Here is a 19,354-nt window from a genome sequence, read left to right as displayed (position 1 = left end):
AGTAGCCGGTTCAGCTTGCTGCGCAGCGTAACGTCCCCGATACCAATCCTGTTTTTTGTGTTGTAATCGTTGCTGATGACGACGGTTGTTTTGATGGATGCTCAGCGTGTTGACGGTTGTGCTTTATCGTGACGTTGTCACCTGATTGGCGACGGCACTGACGGACGCCTGCAATCGTCATCTTCAGTGGCATATGGGTCTTCACGGCCCACGTGATGGTGTCGCCTTGCTGCTGCCATTTTACCAGTTGGCCATTGGCGCTTTGTAGGCGAATGCCCGCTGTTGGTTGAGGTGTCGTACGCAGCTGTGTGCGTGGTGATGTCAGAATGAGATAACGACCGTCGGGGCCTGAATTCCAGCCTGCAATCTGGCTTTCGTTCGCGGGATACCCTAACGATTCGGGTAATCGAATGCTCTTGATGCCTGAAGATGTAATTAACCACTCCCCATCCAGTGTTTTGGCAACGCCTGTTTCATAAAGGGTACGCGCTCGTTTGGCGTATTCACTCAGGTAAAGCGGTGTCGCATCTTGCTTGAGTGCCCAATCGTAAACGTGTTTCAGGCCTTTGACCGATGCCGGATAGGCTCCCGAGTACATGTGGTAATAAATGGAAATGGTTTTCAGACGGCGAGGGCTGCCTAATATATCAAAGGTTTCAACGGCGCGACCATATCCGTCATGATGCTCCGTCCATAAATTAGTATAGAGGTTTTCGTTTAACACGGGGGCATACACTTGCACCGCATCGGGGTACCACACGATGGTGGCGGAGACTTGCGTGAAATTGTTGTTGCCTCTGACCACATAGGTGTTGCCGCCATTGACGTTCAATAGGTTGGCATTTTCTGCAATTTTTAGAATTTGTTCTGTTGGGTCGGCTTTGCCTGACCACAGGATCAATTCGACCTTTTTACCTTTGGGGGCTAATTCTCTATTGATGTAATTCGCGGTCGTGATGATTTCATTGTCATAGTCAACGGTATAACCGGGGATCGGTAAATGGTCACCGTATTGCTTTTTCTTCACAGAGATCGAGTGATCCCAAAAAAACGGGTGACTAAAGGTATGGGAAGCGATCTCCACGTTGGGTAATTTGAAAATGTCTCTGGCGATTTGCTCCATGGCGGGGCTTTGTGCGGGATACAGCCCGCGTTTGCCAATCTCACCTTCAATGATGGACACCGTTTGTGGTAGGGCGTAGTGGCTGAAAATATGATCCAGTAACACTTTCGCCGTATAGGGTTTCCCCGGAAACCAACCCTTCGATGGGAAGCCATCGCCATCAATGTGCGCGGTTAATATTCGTAGTCCGGATTCGGTGGTGGCATCGGCGGCGGGAATCGGCGGCAGGCGCAGGGTTTCATCCAATAGACGAAACGGGTCAACAATCCATGTTTCGGTATCATTGGCCAAACTTAATACTGGGAATGGCGATAAAATGGCACCGCCCCATGGGGCTTTAAACAGGGTTGTCGCGGTTTTCCCGCTGTCATCAGCAAACGTGATCAACGCGGTGACGCCGAGTCCGTTGGGCGCATAGGCTTGATGAGGCTCAAAGCGGCTGAATGAGGCTGGATAGTGACGCTTGGTCCAATCGTGTCCGGTTTTTTGGGTGATGGTACCGCTGAGATCGCCCGCAGATTTAATCCCCATTTTATCCAGCAACCCTTGGTCGTTGGGCAGGGCATTAATGAACAACACGGGGCGTTGCCCTAATACCGTCGCGAGCCATTGTTGAACGGCAGGCACCTGCTGATAGGTTTTTTCTTCCAACCAAAGGGCAATACCGGCGTAGCGGCTTAGGTCTATCTGCGCAAAGTGAGTGGTGCGGATGTCTTTACATTCGGGGACATACCCCGCGTATTCGATCGGCATGGCCAACATTCTGTGACACTGTGACGTTGTAAAGGTGTCGAGTTGGCCATCATAAAAGCCCAGTACCCGTTTTGCGATGGGGACCACTGTGCTGACACCGAATTCATACAGCATCCCATCGCTGACATACGGGGTGTAACCATCTTTGATTAATTGCTTGGCGGCTTTTTCTTGCTTGGGGCGTTCAGAGGCAGGAATGTAGTCAATCACAATGGCTTCAATGCCCAGCGCTTTGACTTCCTCCAAGCGAGCGGTCAGCCAAGCGCGATCGGACGCAGATACGTTGTGGTAGCGTTTTTTCGTCGGGTCGTAACTGTGATACAGCGATTCAGCCACAACCGCATTAGGCTTAAAATTCAGTTGCGATAGCACCTCAAACCCACGATTGAAGATCAACGTGGGGTGTGATGGCGCTTGATGCAGGGCGGTTAATAACGCGGCTAAGCCGGTTTGCTGTGTGTTGATTGCGTCAGGGGTTTTGGCAAACAACGTGTAGCTATCAAGGGTATCGAGAAAAATGCCGTCAAAGCCCTTGCTCATGATGCGTTGTGTTTGGGTGAGAAGATAGTCTCGCCACGCGGGTGCGGTCACATCCATGACATGGCTGTTCCAGTTCGCGTTTTTTAGCGGTGAGTGTGTTTGCAAAGACGCAGGCAAGCTTTCACCGTCGTATTCGCCGGCACTGAGATAGGCGAACACTCGGGTGTTGGCTTGATGTAGGGTGCGTATCTGTTTCGCCGTGATGAGATCGGGTGTGACGATCACACGGTCATAATTCATTAACTCACGGACGGAGTCGATGTGATTATAATAAAAAGCAATCGACTGACCTTGGCCTGCGGCGATCGGTAGGCTAATCATGAGCATCCAGACAGTAAGCATGCGCTTTATGTATATCATGATAATTTTCCCGAATCATTTATCTTCCATAGGGATTTATTGTTAACTTGTTATATTAAATAGTAAATACAAGTGCTTAAAAAAGACGGTTTTTTGTTAAGAAAGGAAGACCTGTGTGGCATTAATCTGGCGATAATGATGAAAAATCAAGCATTAGCGAGGGGGTAGGATGATTTATCAACGTCCTGTCTGTACCGCGCCATCGTGGCAAAAGAGGCCTTATTGCTCGTTGACGTTAACCGACGGATTTTTGTACTGAATAAAGCCCGTGAGTCGAGTAAGATAGCGGTCGTTTTGCTGCCTGTTGTTGGGGCAGCGTTTTGATAATAGTGATGAAGCAATGACAAATAAGCAATCAGCAACCACTGCGAAGAAAGGGCTCCACCCGCGTAATCCACACCGTGATCGTTATGACTTCGATGCGCTGATCAAAAGCTGTCCGGCGTTGGCGCCTTTTGTGGCAGAAAACCGCTTTGGTGACCGCTCAGTTGATTTCAACAATCCTGAAGCCGTGAAAACGCTGAACCGTGCGTTGCTGAATCACTATTACCAAGTGCAATTTTGGGATATTCCTGCGGGATTCCTGTGTCCGCCGATCCCGGGGCGTGCCGATTACATTCACCACTTGGCCGATTTGTTAGCGTCTTCTAACGAGGGTGCGGTACCCACCGGCAAGCAAGTGCGTGGATTGGATATTGGCGCTGGCGCAAACTGCGTGTACCCGATTGTCGGTCATCGTGCCTATGGCTGGCGTTTTGTGGCCTCAGACATTGATCCGATCTCGGTAAAATTTGCGAAATTCATTGTTGATTCCAATCCTTCATTGGCAGGAAATGTTCAGTGTCGTTTGCAGAAGAATCCTGACCACATTTTCACCGGTATGATTAATCGTGATGATGTGTTTGATTTCACCGTGTGTAACCCACCGTTCCATGCGTCTTTGGAAGAGGCAATGGCGGGGAACGAGCGCAAAGTGAAAAACTTGGCGGTGAATGCCCAGAAGAAAAATGCCTTCACCAAGCCAGGCAAAGGTAAAGGGGCGCAACGTCTTGATCAACAAGCCTTGGCGGCTGATAAACAGTCATCATCAGCCCTTAATTTTGGTGGCCAGAAAGCGGAACTGTGGTGCCCAGGCGGCGAAGTGGCGTTTATTCGCCGTATGATTAAGCAAAGTGTTGATTTTGCGGGTCAGTGCTTGTGGTTTACAACCTTGGTATCAAAGAAAGATAACCTGCCAGCGATCTACACCCAACTGAAGCAAGTGGGTGCGGTAGAAGTGAAAACTATCGACATGGCACAAGGTCAGAAGCAAACCCGTATTGTTGCGTGGAGCTTTTTGTCTCAGGAGCAGCACGCTGAGTGGCGTGAAGATCGCTGGTTTAAATAACGTCATCAGTAATGTCATCAGCGTTCATTGAGAACGGTGATGAATGTGAATGAAAAGGGAGCAGCATGGCTGCTCCCTTTTTGTATTCTGTGTTTCGTGTTTGCGTGTTAATCCCGCTACATATTGGGATAGCACGGGCCACCACCGCCTTCAGGCGTCACCCATGTAATGTTCTGTGATGGATCTTTAATGTCACATGTTTTGCAATGAATACAGTTAGCGGCATTGATCTGAAATTTTTTCTCCCCATCGACATTGACCACTTCATACACCCCCGCAGGGCAATACCGCTGGCTGGGTTCATCGAATTGATGCAGATGTGATGTGATGGGCAAGCGCGGGTCGCTCAGCAATAAATGGCACGGCTGATTTTCTTCATGCTGGGTGCCGGACAAATACACCGATGACAGTTTATCAAAGCTGAGGATGCCATCGGGTTTGGGGTAAGGGATGGGCTGGTGGCGTGAAATAGGCTGTAGGCACGCGTGATCCGGCTTATTGTCTTTTAGGGTCCAGCGAAACCATTTACTTAACCAATTTTGCTCCAAGGTCGCCATTGCGCCCCCGAACACATTACCGAACTTGTGGATTTCGGCACCAAAGTTACGGGTGAGATGTAATTCTTCATACAGCCAAGAGTCTTTAAACCAGCGATCGTAACTGGGAATCGTTTGTACGCGGCCATGAGCGAGTTCTTCAAAGACCGCCTCTGCCGCTAACATGCCTGATTTCATTGCGGTGTGGCAGCCTTTAATTTTTGCCATGTTGAGTGTCCCCGCATCGCAACCGATCAAGACGCCCCCAGGAAATTGCTGGCGCGGTAGCGATGATAATCCCCCTTTAGCAATGGCACGTGCACCGTAGGCTATGCGCGTTCCCCCTGTGAGGCATTCGGCAAACAACGGGTGATGTTTCATTTGCTGAAATTCATCAAAGGGACTGAGGTAGGGATGGTGGTAATTGAGGTCTACGATTAAGCCGACCGCCACTTGCTGATTATCTAAATGGTATAAAAAACTGCCGCCGTGGGTGTCGGAATCACTGAGCGGCCAGCCGACACCGTGCACGACACGCCCTGGGGAGTGTTGTTCTTTGGGCACTTCCCACAACTCTTTCAAACCCAGCGCATAATGCTGCGGTTGTTTGCCGCTGTCTAAATGAAATTCTTTGATCAGTTTTTTGCCTAAGTGCCCACGCGCACCTTCTGCGAAAATGGTGTATTTCGCATGCAGATCAACACCTTCAGTAAATCCGGCTTTGGGTTGGCCGTGTTTATCCCGTCCCATGTCTTGCGTGGCTACGCCGCAAACCATGCCTTTTTGATCGTACAAAATGTTGCTGGCGGGGAAGCCGGGGAAGATCGCGACCCCTAATGCTTCGGCCTGCTGAGCCAACCAGCGGCACAAGTTCGCCAGACTGATAATGAAGTTACCGATGTTGTCGAGGCTGTTGGGCAGAAAGGGCGGCTCTAACGTCAGTGCGTTGTATTGATTAGTCAGATAGCAGAAAACTTCTTCGTAAACGGCAAGGTGCAAGGGGGCATCCATGCGCTCCCAGTCAGGAAATAATTCATCCAATGCGCGATGTTCAAACAGTGCACCAGAAAGAATGTGCGCACCGACCTCTGACCCTTTTTCAACGACACAGACGCTGAGTGGTTGATCGTGTTCATTGGCCAATTGTTTTAACCGGCATGCCGCAGATAAACCTGCCGGACCAGCACCGACAATGACAACATCAAAGGCCATACTTTCTCGGGTTGATGCTGAATCCATGATTGCCTCCCATCGTGCGAACCTCATTGATCGCTATGGTTAAAATATAGTCCAGTTGACGTAAACGTAAACTCAACTAGGCTCAAAGTGATGTGCGAAGATTCACAAGGAGAAGCGTGTGAAAGTACTTGTTGCGATAAAACGCGTCATCGATCCCTATGTAAAAGTCAGAGTAAAAAAAGATGGCTCCGGGGTTGAAACCGCCAATGTTAAAATGGCCATCAATCCCTTTTGTGAAATAGCGGTGGAAGAAGCCATACGTTTAAAAGAAGCTGGCCATGCCACCGAGGTTATTGTCGTGAGTGCCGGTGAGCAAACGTGCCAAGAGCAGTTGCGTGGGGCGCTTGCTTTGGGGGCAGACCGAGCCATTCATATCGACACCCTGCCAGAACTGGAACCTTTGACCGTTGCGAAGTTGTTGCAGGCGGTGGTTGCACAAGAATCTCCACAATTGGTCCTGCTGGGTAAGCAAGCGATTGATAGTGATAATAACCAAGTCGCACAAATGCTATCGGCACTGACTCAGTACGCGCAAGGGACGTTTATCTCTCAATTGAAGGTTAAGCAATCTTCAGCTGATCAGGTTGAAAGAGGGAGAGAGGTTGAAATAGTGAGAGAAGTGGATGGTGGCTTGGAAACCTTATCACTGTCGCTACCGGCTATTTTGAGTACCGATCTGCGTTTGAATGTCCCGCGCTATGCCACCTTACCCAATATCATGAAAGCCAAAGCCAAACCGCTTGCGGTGATCACACCTGAAGCGCTGGGTGTTTCTGTGACCACGTCACAAAGCGTGCTTGAGATCATGACACCCCCTACGCGTACGGCGGGTGAAAAGGTCGCTTCTGTCGATGCGTTGGTCGATGTGTTGAAGAACAAGGAAAAGGTGATCTAATGGCGATATTGATGGTTGCAGAACATGACAATACACACATGTCGGTGGATAGCTTAAAAGCCTTGTCAGCGGCCAAGAATCTGGCAACGTGTGGTAACAAGCATGATATCGACGTGCTGATTATCGGGGAACATTGTGAAGCGGTCGCCGAACAAGCGCGGCATATTCCTACGATTAGACGGATTTTGGTCGCGGACAGCATTGAGTATGCCCATCAACTGGCAGAAAACGTGTCTGCACTTGTTGTGACGCTGTCACACAGTTACTCGCATATTTTGATGGCAGCGACTACGTTGGGGAAAAATGTATTGCCCCGTGTGGCGGCGCTATTGGATGTCGGTATGCTGTCTGATGTGATTGCGATTGAACGGGATGATACGGTGGTGCGGCCCATTTATGCCGGTAATGCATTGGCGCGTGTTCAATCGTCGGATCCCATCAAGGTGATCACGGTGCGTAGCGCCGCGTTTGATGCGGTGAGCCTGGTAGATGCACCGGTCGAGGGTATCGAACGTGTGACGGTGGATACGGCGATTGCTAATACCACGACCACGTTCATCGATAAGGTTTCTGCAGTCAGCGAACGGCCTGAACTGTCAGCGGCACGGGTGGTGGTGTCAGGCGGGCGAGGCGTAGGCAGTAAAGAACAATTTGCATTGATTGAGCAATTGGCTGATCAGCTGGGTGGTGCGGTGGGGGCGTCTCGTGCAGCGGTGGATGCGGGCTTTGTGGCGAACGATAAACAAGTTGGGCAGACCGGTAAAATTGTCGCACCGGATCTGTATATCGCGGTAGGGATCTCTGGCGCAATTCAGCATGTGGCCGGCATGAAAGACGCCAAGGTGATTGTCGCCATTAATAGCGATCCCGAGGCGCCGATTTTTGAGATTGCTGATTATGGGCTGGTGGGCGACTTGTTTGACGTGCTCCCCGCGCTGATTTCGGCACTCAAAGCATAACGTGACGGCGTCACGGTTTTCTCCCGTACCCGTTTACTCGATTATGCGCCAGCCGCGTTGGTCTGCAAGGGCAAACAGCGCGGTTTTATCCCGTTCCTGCTCTGCCATCATCCAATCGACAAACTGTGTGACGGCGTCACTTTGAATGGTGGAATGATAGTAATATTGCCAGCACGTATTGGCGATAATGGTCGCGTGCTGCGGCAAATGTAAATACGCTTCATTGAGCTCATGCACCACCAGCATCAAATCCGTCATGGTGACGCCTTGACCTGCAAAACAGGAGGTCAGCGCCATATCGAGCGTGTTGAACGTGATGCCACGGTGGTTAACCGCTTCTTTTCGTTGATTACACGACAACCACGTTTTCCAATCACTTTGATCCGGCGTTGGGTGCAAACGGGGATAGGTCAGCAATTCATCAACGGACAGGATTTTGTGGCTGTGGGTCAATAGCTGCGAATACACCGGTGCTAAGTATTCCTTACGAATGAAATGCTGCTGATAGCGGCTTTTTTGATCCGTTTTCATGTTGTAGATAGCGACATCATAATCATCATCTTCCAACCGTAACTCTTCACTGTTATGCCCCATGCTGGATGACACCACAATGTCTAACTCGGGATAGCGTTCTTTAAACGAATGCAATCGAGGGATCAACCAGCGTACCGCAAAGCTCATGGCCACTTTGACGCGCAGCGTTTGGGTTTGTTGTGCCTTCAATTGCTGAATTTGGTGGTTTAACTCGGAATATTGACGGGTCAAGATCAGCGCAATTTCCTTCCCCTCATTCGACAGTTCTAATGCGCGGTGATGACGAATAAATAAGGCAAAACCGAGATGATTTTCCAGCTGACGGATCTGTCTACTGACGGCACTTTGGGTGACATTTAGTTCATTGGCTGCCAAGGTGAAGCTTAAATGACGTGCTGCCGATTCAAAGACCTTCAAGCCATTGAGCGACGGGGGTAATAAACTGTGTCTTCTTTTCATGGCGGGCTCGTACAATTCCAATTCAGTCGTTCTTAGCATGAGTTTTAGGAATGCAAAGATACTATAAATGTTGTTTGAAAGACATGCTGAATACGCCTACATTAGCGGAATAAAATTTGGGGTGATAATGCCCAGTTTTCGCAAGGTGAAAAATGAAAAAGTTGATCAGCTTAGCTGTACCACTCATTGTTTCTCAGCTGGTCGGCCAATTATTAGTGTTTACTGATGTCTGGATGATGGCCAAGTTGAGCATTCTGTCGATTGCCGGTGGCGGATTAGGGGCCGCGGTGTATTCCATCATCTTCATGGTGGCGGGGAGTACCGTAGGTTGTGTCGCCAACTTGATTGCCATTGCGTATGGCAAAGCCGAAAGTGATCCACAAGGGGGGCAGGCTGAAATCAGCACCTCGCTGAAAAGCGGTGTCCTGTTGGCCGTGATCCTGACCGTCGCGTTGCAACCTTTATTCTATTTAATGCCACATTTATTGCACGCCGCCAATCAAGACCCGCAAGCCGTGACCATGGCGATGGAATATGTGGATGCCTTAAAATGGACCATGTTGCCGACATTGATGCTGCTGGTACTGCGTAGCCTCGTCAGTGCGTTTGGTGATACCCGTTCAGTGATGGTGATGTCCCTGATCACGGTTGTCCTTAACGTGCCGCTGAGTTATTGCTTTGCATTCCAGTTGGACATGGGGTTGGCCGGATTGGGCTACGGTACGGCACTGGCCAGTGCAACAGTGATGGTAGGTTACGGTTTTTGGGTATTCAGTCGCCCCAAATACCGCCCATATCAGCCTTTTTTAAATTGGCATGAATATAAGCTGGGGATACTCACACCGCTGCTTGCGATTGGGGTGCCGATCATGATTGCTACCATGCTAGAACATGCCTTGTTTTCCAGTGCGGCGTTGTTGGCGGGTACCTTGGGTGCGGTGTCATTAGCGATTCACCAAATTGCGTTACAGTGTCTGAATTTATCTTGGAACATTGCGTTTGGCTTCTCGCAAGCGGCTTCTATCTTGGTGAGTCAGCACGTCGGGCGTAAAGAACCCGCGTTAGTGAAGCACTATGCCAAGCTCGGTTTGATTCTGGTTACGGCCACGAGTGCACTGATCGGTTTGGCCGTGAGTGTGGATCCTGAGTTTTTAACCACGGTATTCAGCGTGAAAGGGGATGCGTTAGCGTCTGACTTGGTCAGCGCATTGCCGGGCGTGATGGTGATGGTTGCCATGTGCTTTGTGGTAGATGCTTGGCAAATTGCTGCCATCAGTATTTTACGTGGGATGAAAGTGGTAAAAGCGCCGACAATCACCACCGCGATTGGTTACTGGATGATAGGCTTACCGTCGGCATGGTTCTTGATGCATAGCATGGGATTACGTGGTATTTGGGCGGGATTGGGCATTGGTCTTGGTGCAACGGGCTTAATGCTGTTGGTGATTTTGATCCGCGCATTACGTCAGCTGGACATGCCAACGGGGGCGACACCACCGGATGCCGGCAATACCAATAGGGAGCCGCAAGACGCGCCTATTATTATCACAGCGTGATGCTACTTTCTTTGACCGAACAAAAACGGTGCCCAAGGGCACCGTTTATTCGTTCTGTTATCAGCCATGTATTAGTCATGTGTGACTTTGGGTATTACCCATGTCATGCAGGTGTGGTTGGCAACAGTGTTTGAGCATTAACGCAAACGGAAGACATCCGTTTGTTTATCAGCCTGTACGTCGGCAAAGCTGCGAATGAACGGCCCTTGCTGGCGAACGTCGGCAGGCAATTGTTCAATCATCATTTTGGCTTGGTCTTTCGTTTCAAAGTCCCCATAAATCACGGCGTACCAGTTGTAACCTTGGCTACGTTTCCAGTTTACCCAGATCGGGTCTTGCCCCTGAATACCGTGAATATATTGCTTCACATCGGCTTGGCGCTCTTCTTTCAGCGCGAGCACCTGCACGGTGAAATGGTTGGGATTAAGGTGGCCATACGCTTCTTGTGTCGTCATGGCCCCAATGCACTGGCTGTCAGTGTGAATGGTTTCTGTTGTTGAACAACCGGCTAACAGTAGCAGGCCAACCAATGCAAAAATCTTTTGCATGAAAACTCCTAAATGAAAACGGTGAAACGGGTGTTTGTTATGTAAAAACGGATATATGCAAAGTGTTATCTAAAACCGCATGTATCTACAAACCGCCTGGCATGAGTAGAGGGAAAGAGATCGTTCACTCATGCCGGTTGATGTGTTGCCTATAGTTATTAAGTCTATCATTAAGCGGTAAGATTGATGCTCTTAAATAGTATATCGGTGCGTGTTCGCCGAAATTGGCAGCACATGGTGCTTAAAAAATCGTCATATATTCGCACTGCCTATGTATTTCAACGTTATTACGCGATGGTGTATGGTCAACGCGCACTATGTTAGCGTCAAAATAGAGGGCTGTATATATATACAGTTAAATCAGTGATGGCTTGACGTGGGGTAAGTGAGATGGTTTACCTGTAGACACTGCGTCAATTTTGAGCAAATTTTAACTCAACAAGATGTGTGTTTTTCATGCAATACGAGGAATTTTATGTATCTGACAAACAGCATATCTCTTACTTAGGGTGATCTAAGCCTAAAAAAGCAACCAAATACTTCTATCAACATCATCACGGGTGACGCCATATTTATAAAATTCAATGCGAGTGAATTCAAAACACGCAGGTAAGTGAGTATATGGGCAGTTGCAGGGTCGCGAGACGACGAGAACCACTGTTGATTTGATTGTTTTTATAAGGTGATGATTTTCGGTTAATTATAATGTGTTAAATATATTTGTAATTTAAGTGGTCATTACTTGCTGTCCTTCTTGTCAGATTCATGGTCGGACAATATTGTCTTATTTTCTGCGTGTTATTTTACACCTTGAGTTAGTCATGCGTGGTCGTTATTCTGCGCCGTAAATAGAAAGGGATAATAAATCTATCGCCTAGCTAGACTGCTTTGCTTATTGATTGACTTCTATTTTATTGACTTATTTTAAGTTGGCTAATTTGCGCTAAACCCTGTTTCACAATAACAAGCGTTTAAAAAGAAAGGGCGTTTGAACGAGAACAATAGGGTGAAATGGCGCGTTGTAATTTTGTTATGCATATATATCAAGGAGAATAAATGTATAAGCATACTTTGATGAGTGTTCCGCTTATTGTTATGTTGACGGCATGTGGTTCAGATAATGATGATGTTGTGGATAAAACGACAGAAACATTTAATGACATTACCTTCAGCGGTGTTGTCTATAATGGATCCATGGCAAACACGACAGTGGCGATTTACGCAGGTACCAACCTGTTGGCCACGGTTGATACAGACGACAACGGCCAATATTCCGTTAATGCCTCTATCTCTGAAACAGACTTTGATCAAATTAAAGATCAACCGGTCACTTATCATGCCACACGTAATGATATTATTTTGTATCAATACGCAGGTATTAGCCTGGCAGAGGCTTTTGCTAGCGAAAATAACAAAACGCTTATTTCAAACTTCTCTACGGTTGAATATGTCTTAGCGGATGCTAACAATGATAATTATGTCACCAAGAAAGAGTGGAATAATTATCAAGCTGTCGATCGTGATGTAGCAGAACTATTGGTCGTGCGTCACGGTGTCGGTTTGAAATCTGTCATTGATCACTCTGCATCGATGGCGGGATTTGATAACAGCACTGTTTGGTTGCGTGCATTATTAGCCGATGCGAATTGGGAAGAGTGGTATACACAAAATATCACGCCTTACCAGACGGCATGGGATGCATTATTTGCTGATACTTGGTTTATCGATCAAGAATCTTACCGTTTCCGTGATCTGCCTGCGTGGCAATCACAGTACGATTACGTGGTGATGCCAGGAACGGTATTGCCTGTGATTGAAAATATGGTGATCACGGGTGTGCCAAGCCGTGTGCGTTTGGGTGATGTCTTCACGCCATCGGTACAAGCCGTGTGGTCGAATGAAACCAGCACGGATATCAGTGCACTTTCAACCTTTAGCGTCAGCCCTGCGAATGCACTAGAAGCGGTAGATAGCCAGTTGCGCGTTGCCGCATTGGGCACCATTACGCTAACGGCTGAATTTAACGGCACCAGCACGCAAGTCACGTTTGTTTCAAGCGCAGAAGCGTTGCTTGAATCCATTACACTGACGGACATTGGTGAAACGGTTGCTGTAGGCGATAAGCTTTCGCCCGTGGTTAACGCGGTGTGGTCTGACGAAAGTAACACCAACGTGACACCGTCTGTGTCATGGACGGCGTCGCCTGCCGATGCCATTGTCGTTATCGATGGTCTACCACAAATTGTTAAAGCGGGTGAAGTTGAACTGACAGCCCATTATCAAGGTGCTACCTCGTCGGTGACCTTCAATGCGGCGGAAGCGGTTCTCGCATCATTGCGTTTAGCCTCAGACAGCACTGAGCAATTCCTCAATGATTATGTGTCGGTCATTGCAGAAGGTGTGAACCAAAATGGTTTTGCCTTGGATGTGAGCGATCAGGTTGAGTGGGTATCTAGCAATGCAGCGGTATTGGAATCGCTAGAAAACGGTCAGTTCTTGGCAAAAGGTGTGGGTGTGGCAACACTTTCTGCATCATTGGGTGAGATCGCAGCCGAGCAAGTATTTACGGTTGTAGCGAAACTGGTCAATGTCAGCATTAACCTGCCAAATGGTACGATTTCACGAGAAGAAACCGTGCAACTTAGCCTGAATGCGGAATTCAATGATGGCAGCGTGACTGCGATTACGGATGAGATTGTATGGGCAAGTTTAAACCCAGAGTACCTGACCATTGATGAAAACGGCGTTGCCGTGGGCGTCTTGGAAGGCACGGCGCAAGTGACGGCGACGTACAATGGTGTGACGCTAGAAGATACCATTCACGTGATTGCACCGCGCATCGTGTCATCAACGCCACGCTTTGAAGATGGCATGTTAGTCGTGAAAGAAGGCGAGTCTATCGGTTACGGCTTCACCTTTACGCGTTCAAACGGTGTTCAGCACGTATTTGAAGCATCAGCCGATGAAACCGATTTCGAAGCCTATGGCTTGCGCGAGCTGCAAGATGCGTCTGGTATCCAGATTGCTGAAATGGATAAAGAAGCCGACTTGATCCACGGTGTGCGTGCAGGTCAAGATGTCTTGTCGATTGATGACGTCCCACCTGCACTGCAAAATATCCTTGTAGAAATTGGTGCGATTGACACCGCTTACGACAGCAAGCGCAAGGTACAAATTAACGTTAACGTGCTAGAAAACGACGACGTGTACCAGTGGCACCGTGTCACCGCGCAAGCACCGGCGGGTGATTCAGCGACCATGGTACAAGCGATTCAGAGCGGCAATGTCCTTTATCGTTTCTGGACGGTTGAAGGCGCAGAGCAAGACGGTCTGTATGTGACGCAAGTGACAGCGGCAGGTGAGTCTACGCCTGTGTTTGTTATGGCGGCGTCAGATAAAGAGTTGGCGAACAACCAAATTATCCATGAAAGCAACGGCTATGTATTGTTGGTAACGTCAACGGACAGCGATAATCCACACAGTGGTGATACTGTTAACTACCGTTACAACCTTGCCGATGGGACGTTAACGGCTGTCAATATGACAGGTACGGGTTATCCGGACGATGAGTTTAACTTCTCTTCCGATAGCTTTGCGTTCTCACCAAACGGTGATTTTGTGTCTATTCGTAGCTATAGCTATACCAATACCGCCACGGCTTACGTGTATGACTTTGCTACCGAAGCATGGACAATAAAAGGTGAAATGGAAGGCGCACGCATTCAAACACCGTCTAACACACAGAAAATTACTGTGTTGAACACGAAAAACATGGACTCGTCGTCTAGCGGTTACGTTGCACCGATGCTCAGTGAGTTTGATTTAGAAACGCACGCGATTGTGACGCAAGAATTGACCATTCCGGGTGATGCAGAGTTCTACTGTCGCAGCGTTGATACTTTCAGCCTTGCGGCGGCGGATAACCTGCGTGATTCAGCGGCTGGCTGTATGATTGCACGTAAAGGGTCATGGGACGGTATTGGTTACTGGCTATGGGATTCCGTGGCTGAATTGCCAAAAGTTCACCTGTTTACGGATGGTGTCGTGACCTCCACCAGTGATGTGTACGGTGTAGCGGCGCGTAAACCGGATGGCCACGTGGTCTTCAGTGCGGCCCGTATCGTGAATGGCGCGCGCGAAAACGTATTTGACGTGGCTGAAATCGTTGATGTTGAAATTGAAGGCATCATTGAGCAGCGTGTTAGCTATCAGCGTTTCAACAAAAACGGTGAAACACTGATTGGTAACCACAGTCCGAAAACGCGCATGATGGACGGTAACCAGTTCCTGATTGAAAATGTGAATGTGCCTAATGAGGTGTTTGCAGTATTCAACCAAGGTACAGCGATTCGTGATGAGCATGGTGTCTGGGAGAGCAACAAGTACATGTATCAACTGCCTAAGAAGGTTGATAACGGTACCAAGTTCTACCACTTGGGCGATACGTTCATCGTAAGCCCTGAAGATCACTACAATGCTGATTACTGGTTCCTACAATTGCGTGACCCAGAAGATGAAGAAGTGGTTGATCCGGTGCTTCCTGAGCCACCTGTAGAACCTACGCCTCCGCTAGAGCCAACACCACCTGTTGAGCCTGCACCAGAAGTGTAAGTGAACCGACGGCTATCTTGAACAACCGATCAGGATGCTAACGGCAAAAAAACAAAAGGGCTACTTCGGTAGCCCTTTTTGTGTTTGGTATCTGATCAATACGGTATTAACGTTGACGAACAAAGTGGTTCTGCACGATAGCATTCAAGAAGGTTTCGCTTTTCTCTAAGCTAAAATGCAGAGGGGAAGCGAGTTCACTAAACAGCGGTGAACCGCCACCTAACAGGACGGGAATCGTTGTGATGATCAATTCGTCAATCATGTCGGCTTGCAAAAAATGCTGAACCGTCACGCCACCGTCAATGTAAAGATCATGAAAACCCTTGTCATGCAATACTGGTAAAATCTCAGGCACATCGCCTTTCATCAGAAAGATTTTGTCTTCGTACCCCGCAGGTACAGATGTCATTGTATTGCTCAACACGCACACTGGCTTCGTGTACGGCCAGTCGCAACCAAAGCTCATGACGATATCAAACGTATTTCGTCCCATCACAAGCGCATCGACGCGATCCATCAGCGCACCAAACCCCATGTCGATACCGTCTGGATTGGGAATGGCATGCAACCAGTCAATGCTGCCGTGTTGATCGGCAATGTAGCCATCTAAGCTCGTCGCAATAAAAACAATGTTAGACATCTTAACTCCAAAGATTGAACGGACTTGCATTCGTCAGGTGATTAATACAAAATTCTACACTGTAGAATTTATCAAAGTGTAGCGAGGTGGAGAAATGTCTGTCAAGGATAAAAAGCGGGGACGGCCGAGTGGTAAGCAGGCACCATTAAGTGCAGAACATATTTTAGCAACGGCGAAAGACCTGATGCAGCCGCAGGGGAAAATGCCGAGTATTCGCCAATTGGCTAGTGCGCTGGATGTGGATGCGATGGCGATTTACCACTACTTCAAAAACAAACAGGCGTTACAAGTGGCGATTTGTGTGTCGTTGATTGAAGCGATAGACCAACCCGACATTCAGCAAGACATTGCCTGTGCGTCGGTTGAACAGTGGCAAACACAATTGCATGCATTATGTCGCAGTTATCTCACGTTGCTGACGACGTATCCCGGTTTGCTCGACACGTTTTTAAGTTTACCGGATGGCGGGCCGGCCAACGTGTTCATTGCGCGTTTTGAACACATCATCGCACCCTTGGCGTTGAGTGAGGCTCAAGCCAAGGATGCGTTACATTTGCTGGTGGACTATTTGCACGGTTTTGCCCATGCACATTATTGCAACCCAGAGGCCGAGGCATTGAGCCTCGATATGATGGATGGTCCTTTTACTCTGTATTGTGCGGGGCTGGCGCATTTATCGGAAAAAGGAGGGGCAACCCGCCCTGAGCGTTAACAAGCCGAAGACGTGATAGCGTTTCGTTCTGCTTTACGGTCAGAGACGATTAAATAGGTCAGGATGATGAAAGCCATCGAGACGCTGGTCAAGCTGACATAAAAGGCGCCAAAATAGCTGAACAGTTCGCCGACCACGCCAATGGACAAACTGGCCATCAGGGTACTGATTTGCAATAGGCTAGAGAACAGCGTTGAGGCCGTCCCTAATCGGTGCTTCATCATGTCTTGCATCGCGACCATGCCGAGTGTGGCGGTCAGGCCAATGAAAATACCGTTGAAGATTTGCAGTGCCATGAAGCTACCTAAGTCGGAGAGATTAATCATCCCGATATAGAACAGGCAGCCACTGATGAGTCCGACATTCAATACCCGTAACGTGCCAAAGCGGTGTGCCAGTTTACCGGCATTCATCATAATGGGGATTTCACAAAAGGCGGCGAGACCAAACAATATACCTACCCACTGTGTGCCGATCATCAATTCCTGTGATAAGTACAACGGCATCACCGTTATGTAGAGGTTGCTGGCCGCAAACATCAAGACCACCGCGACAGAAAAGATCACGATGCGCTTATTCAATACACGTTGCTGGACGGACTCTGATGTGTCGAGTGCTGTATTCGTTGGCGCTGTTTGTTGGTCGTCTATACCATCACTCTTCGTCTGGGCTGGATTTTGTGTCGAACCTGGAATGCAAATGAGTGTGATGACGATGGTTAATGCAGTGACAAGCCCTGCGACCAGAAAAGAGGCACTGAAGCCAAATGCGCTTTTGAGCATAAAGGCCAACGGTGGGCCAAAAACCCAAGCAATCGCAATGCCTGCTCGCATGATGCCCAGAAATGAGGTGCTGTCTTCCAAGTGACGATCAGCAAATTCTCGTCCAAGCGCAAACAGTTGACCAAATATCGCCCCACTGACACTGCCAAACACCATGGCCACGGTTACGGCCAGGTAGTAATCACGGATCACCGAAAAACTGACCACGGTGATCAAATAACAGGAGAGTGCGGTTAATAAGATAGTTTTACGGCGCCAGTTTTTATCAGATTGAATGGCAATATATTGTGATACGACCACAGATGCACAGACACTGAGTACCATGTATATACTCAGCATAGCAGGGCTGGCTCCCAATGCTTCGATGATGAATAAGCTCGACAGCGGATAGAAAAATGAACCGCATAAGCCCGATACGAACGCCGTGAAAATAAATAGCCACGCTGTTTTGTTTTTAAACATGCTTATTCCTTGATACTTCCTAGATACCTGAAACGACGTCTGGCCAGACACGTGAAAACAGCGTTAGTCTATCCAATTCTGATCGGGTTGATTGATGCGATTCCACCGACTACTGATACTTTTCTATCAATCATGTGTTCACTTTTGACAGAGATTGATTATATCGATACCTTGCTCTGGATGAACAGGGAGGAAGATCAATGAAACCATCGATAGAAAATGTACTCAACAATGCTGATTTTAATTGGATGGTTAAGCAGTACCATTGCAAAGTGAAAAAGGAAGCGTTTACATGCTCATGGCACTATCATGCAGAATATGAACTCGTGCTTTATCGAGATCCTAATAGTGTGTTGAATGCGCGTTACTTTGCGGGGGATGACGTCGGACAGATAAGGCACAACAGTTTGTTACTGTATGGGCCGGGGTTACCGCACATGCTCACCGGCGCAATTAATGGTGAGGTAGAACAGGGCCATTATTCGATCATCTTATGGTTTCGCCATCAATGGATTGAAGCGCTGCAATATGCCATGCCTGAATTGAATGTGCTGAAATGCCTGCTTCAGCGTTCTGCGTATGGGTTACAGTTCAGCGAGCAGACGGCAGAGCATGTCTTTCAACTACTCGGTCAGATTGATCGCTTAGACCCTCACCATCAATTGCTTCAGGTGTTACGCACCCTGACGGTGCTATCGGACGATCAACAAGCGACGACCTTGTCGGTGAACTCTTATGGTTTTCAAAAAATCAGCGACGATGATGAATCGATAAAACGGGTTGATCACGCACGAAAATACATTGAAAAGCATTACGCGAAACCGATCAAAATCCGCGATTTGTGTCAACATCTTCATATGAGTGAAAGCTCGGCTTATCGCTTGTTTGAACGGCACTTTCAAGAAAGTTTCTCCGATCACCTCAAACGCTTTAGAGTAGGAAAGTCGTGTGAGTTACTGGTGAATAGCCAATTACCTGTCTCTATCATTGCTGAGCGCAGTGGCTTTAATAATTTATCTAACTTTAACCGCCACTTTAAAACGGTAAAAGGGATCACTCCTTCTGTCTTTCGTGCGCAATTTAAATAATTGTTTGGTTTTTACGGTTTAAACGCAGATAACCGCCTTTTGCTATTACGTAATACGTCAATGACGTGTTAATGATAAAGTATGCAACAAGGCCGGCAATTAGTGGGTTTCAGTCGCGAAAAAAGAGATTGATAGGTGAGTTGAGTCGATGAACTACGTAATATTAATAG

General features: G+C 48.2%; 13 protein-coding genes. 7 read left to right on the top strand and 6 right to left on the bottom strand.

Annotated elements, in window-relative coordinates:
• Positions 1 to 10: 10 nt before the first annotated feature.
• A complete protein-coding gene (locus L4C36_RS08605) occupies positions 11 to 2,776 on the bottom strand; it encodes a bifunctional glycoside hydrolase/polysaccharide deacetylase family protein (RefSeq protein ID WP_428477392.1) in 2,766 nt (921 codons plus the stop codon).
• Between the two features lie 340 nt (positions 2,777 to 3,116).
• Between L4C36_RS08605 and rlmF the strand changes: the two genes are divergently transcribed.
• Positions 3,117 to 4,163: a 23S rRNA (adenine(1618)-N(6))-methyltransferase RlmF gene (gene rlmF / locus L4C36_RS08600; RefSeq protein ID WP_428477391.1), complete on the top strand. Its 1,047-nt coding sequence runs from the start codon at positions 3,117 to 3,119 to the stop codon at positions 4,161 to 4,163.
• Positions 4,164 to 4,279: 116 nt separating this feature from the next.
• On the opposite strand, the gene L4C36_RS08595 is transcribed toward rlmF, so the two are convergent.
• Positions 4,280 to 5,911, bottom strand: a complete 1,632-nt coding sequence (locus L4C36_RS08595; protein ID WP_428477449.1) for an electron transfer flavoprotein-ubiquinone oxidoreductase — start codon at positions 5,909 to 5,911, stop codon at positions 4,280 to 4,282.
• 145 nt (positions 5,912 to 6,056) lie between these two features.
• On the opposite strand from L4C36_RS08595, the gene L4C36_RS08590 reads away from it, so the two are divergent.
• Together L4C36_RS08590 and L4C36_RS08585 are read left to right on the top strand one after the other, a co-directional pair.
• Positions 6,057 to 6,833 (top strand): electron transfer flavoprotein subunit beta/FixA family protein, encoded by a 777-nt coding sequence (locus tag L4C36_RS08590; protein WP_428477390.1) that lies wholly within the window; start codon positions 6,057 to 6,059, stop codon positions 6,831 to 6,833.
• Entirely contained in the window at positions 6,833 to 7,792 is a 960-nt protein-coding gene (locus L4C36_RS08585) for an electron transfer flavoprotein subunit alpha/FixB family protein (protein WP_428477389.1), read from the top strand. The genes L4C36_RS08590 and L4C36_RS08585 overlap by 1 nt, the downstream gene beginning before the upstream one ends.
• A 33-nt stretch (positions 7,793 to 7,825) precedes the next feature.
• Here L4C36_RS08585 and L4C36_RS08580 read toward each other — a convergent pair whose 3' ends face one another.
• The gene (locus L4C36_RS08580; protein WP_428477388.1) at positions 7,826 to 8,785 is read right to left on the bottom strand and encodes a LysR substrate-binding domain-containing protein; all 960 of its coding nucleotides are present in this window, start codon (positions 8,783 to 8,785) and stop codon (positions 7,826 to 7,828) included.
• 152 nt (positions 8,786 to 8,937) lie between these two features.
• Here L4C36_RS08580 and L4C36_RS08575 point away from each other — a divergent pair, with 152 nt between their 5' ends.
• Positions 8,938 to 10,341 carry an MATE family efflux transporter gene (locus L4C36_RS08575; RefSeq protein WP_428477387.1) on the top strand — a complete coding sequence of 468 codons (1,404 nt, stop codon included), beginning with the start codon at positions 8,938 to 8,940 and terminating at the stop codon, positions 10,339 to 10,341.
• Positions 10,342 to 10,478: 137 nt separating this feature from the next.
• Here L4C36_RS08575 and L4C36_RS08570 read toward each other — a convergent pair whose 3' ends face one another.
• Positions 10,479 to 10,889, bottom strand: a complete 411-nt coding sequence (locus tag L4C36_RS08570; RefSeq protein WP_428477386.1) for an SPOR domain-containing protein — start codon at positions 10,887 to 10,889, stop codon at positions 10,479 to 10,481.
• Positions 10,890 to 11,945: 1,056 nt separating this feature from the next.
• On the opposite strand from L4C36_RS08570, the gene L4C36_RS08565 reads away from it, so the two are divergent.
• Complete coding sequence (locus L4C36_RS08565; RefSeq protein ID WP_428477385.1) at positions 11,946 to 15,500, top strand: Ig-like domain-containing protein; 3,555 nt, start codon at positions 11,946 to 11,948, stop codon at positions 15,498 to 15,500.
• A 106-nt stretch (positions 15,501 to 15,606) separates the two neighbouring features.
• Here the strand turns inward: L4C36_RS08565 and L4C36_RS08560 are convergent, their stop codons facing one another.
• A complete protein-coding gene (locus tag L4C36_RS08560) occupies positions 15,607 to 16,140 on the bottom strand; it encodes a dihydrofolate reductase family protein (RefSeq protein ID WP_428477384.1) in 534 nt (177 codons plus the stop codon).
• 94 nt (positions 16,141 to 16,234) lie between these two features.
• Here L4C36_RS08560 and L4C36_RS08555 point away from each other — a divergent pair, with 94 nt between their 5' ends.
• Complete coding sequence (locus tag L4C36_RS08555; RefSeq protein WP_428477383.1) at positions 16,235 to 16,852, top strand: TetR/AcrR family transcriptional regulator; 618 nt, start codon at positions 16,235 to 16,237, stop codon at positions 16,850 to 16,852.
• Here L4C36_RS08555 and L4C36_RS08550 read toward each other — a convergent pair.
• Entirely contained in the window at positions 16,849 to 18,096 is a 1,248-nt protein-coding gene (locus tag L4C36_RS08550; RefSeq protein WP_428477382.1) for a sugar efflux transporter, read from the bottom strand. The two genes, L4C36_RS08555 and L4C36_RS08550, sit on opposite strands and share 4 nt — an antisense overlap.
• A 200-nt stretch (positions 18,097 to 18,296) precedes the next feature.
• Here L4C36_RS08550 and L4C36_RS08545 point away from each other — a divergent pair, with 200 nt between their 5' ends.
• Complete coding sequence (locus tag L4C36_RS08545; protein WP_428477381.1) at positions 18,297 to 19,184, top strand: helix-turn-helix domain-containing protein; 888 nt, start codon at positions 18,297 to 18,299, stop codon at positions 19,182 to 19,184.
• Positions 19,185 to 19,354: the final 170 nt, after the last annotated feature.

This window comes from Photobacterium japonica (assembly GCF_050337005.1).
Taxonomy (GTDB): domain Bacteria; phylum Pseudomonadota; class Gammaproteobacteria; order Enterobacterales; family Vibrionaceae; genus Photobacterium; species Photobacterium japonica.
This window is presented reverse-complemented; position numbering and strand designations above follow the sequence as displayed.

Bases quoted from the DNA above. Each gene is read 5' to 3' on its own strand.
- L4C36_RS08605 (WP_428477392.1), bottom strand. From the start codon at position 2,776: ATGATATACATAAAGCGCATGCTTACTGTCTGGATGCTCATGATTAGC.
- rlmF (WP_428477391.1), top strand. From the start codon at position 3,117: ATGACAAATAAGCAATCAGCAACCACTGCGAAGAAAGGGCTCCACCCG.
- L4C36_RS08595 (WP_428477449.1), bottom strand. From the start codon at position 5,911: ATGGCCTTTGATGTTGTCATTGTCGGTGCTGGTCCGGCAGGTTTATCT.
- L4C36_RS08585 (WP_428477389.1), top strand. From the start codon at position 6,833: ATGGCGATATTGATGGTTGCAGAACATGACAATACACACATGTCGGTG.
- L4C36_RS08580 (WP_428477388.1), bottom strand. From the start codon at position 8,785: ATGAAAAGAAGACACAGTTTATTACCCCCGTCGCTCAATGGCTTGAAG.
- L4C36_RS08575 (WP_428477387.1), top strand. From the start codon at position 8,938: ATGAAAAAGTTGATCAGCTTAGCTGTACCACTCATTGTTTCTCAGCTG.
- L4C36_RS08570 (WP_428477386.1), bottom strand. From the start codon at position 10,889: ATGCAAAAGATTTTTGCATTGGTTGGCCTGCTACTGTTAGCCGGTTGT.
- L4C36_RS08565 (WP_428477385.1), top strand. From the start codon at position 11,946: ATGTATAAGCATACTTTGATGAGTGTTCCGCTTATTGTTATGTTGACG.
- L4C36_RS08560 (WP_428477384.1), bottom strand. From the start codon at position 16,140: ATGTCTAACATTGTTTTTATTGCGACGAGCTTAGATGGCTACATTGCC.
- L4C36_RS08555 (WP_428477383.1), top strand. From the start codon at position 16,235: ATGTCTGTCAAGGATAAAAAGCGGGGACGGCCGAGTGGTAAGCAGGCA.
- L4C36_RS08550 (WP_428477382.1), bottom strand. From the start codon at position 18,096: ATGTTTAAAAACAAAACAGCGTGGCTATTTATTTTCACGGCGTTCGTA.
- L4C36_RS08545 (WP_428477381.1), top strand. From the start codon at position 18,297: ATGAAACCATCGATAGAAAATGTACTCAACAATGCTGATTTTAATTGG.